Origin of the sequence: Streptomyces sp. WM6386 (assembly GCF_000972385.1) — a bacterium.
Classification (GTDB): Bacteria; Actinomycetota; Actinomycetes; order Streptomycetales; family Streptomycetaceae; genus Streptomyces.
Window position 1 is genome coordinate 1 of sequence record NZ_JXTE01000301.1, and the last position, 770, is coordinate 770.

Here is a 770-nt window from a genome sequence, read left to right on the forward strand (position 1 = left end):
GGGCGGCGTTGCCGACGATGTTGGCGATCACCCGCTCCAGCAGCGGCGGATCGGCCAGCACCGCCGGGAACGCCTCCAGGTCCCGGACCGCGACCTCGGGCGCGTCCGCGGGCAGCGAGTCCAGGGCTGCGGCAAGGACCTCTTCCAGAGTGGTGGCGCGCAGGTTCAGGGTCAGCGCGCCCGCCTGGAGACGGCTCATGTCCAACAGGTTCTCCACCAGCCTGCTCAGCCTGGCCATGGACTCGTCGGCGGTGGCGAGGAGTTCGTCCCGGTCCTCGGGCGAGAACTCCACGTCCCGGCTGCGCAGCGAGGCGACGGCGGCCCAGCCGGCGGCCAGCGGGGTGCGCAGGTCGTGGCCGACCGCCCGCAGCAGTGCCGTACGCATGCGGTCGGCGGCCCTGACCGGTTCGACCTCGGCGGCGGCCTCGGCCAGCCGGGCCCGTTCGACGGCGGCACCCACGTGGGCGGCGAAGGCGGCCAGCACGCGCCGCTCGGAGGACGGCAGGACCCGGCCGCGCAGGACCAGATGGGATCCGGAGCCCGCGGGGACGACGACGGCCGCCTCCGCGCCCGTATCGGGCGGCTCGTCGACCAGTTCGGCCGAGTCCATACCGAAGGTCTCCCGCGTACGTTCCAGCAGGGCCGGAATCGTCGCGCCGCCGCGGACGATGCTGCCCGCGAGCGAGGACATGGTCTCCGCCTCGGCGGTGGCCCGTGCCGAGCGCCTCGACAGCCGCAGCGAGCGGTCCACGACGGCGGCCACGGTCGCG

General features: G+C 75.1%; 1 protein-coding gene. It reads right to left on the bottom strand.

All coding sequences use genetic code 11. The annotated features are described in order from the left end of the window. A partial coding sequence (locus TN53_RS41360) for a sensor histidine kinase (protein WP_046264044.1) occupies nucleotides 1–770 on the bottom strand: 770 nt, incomplete at both ends.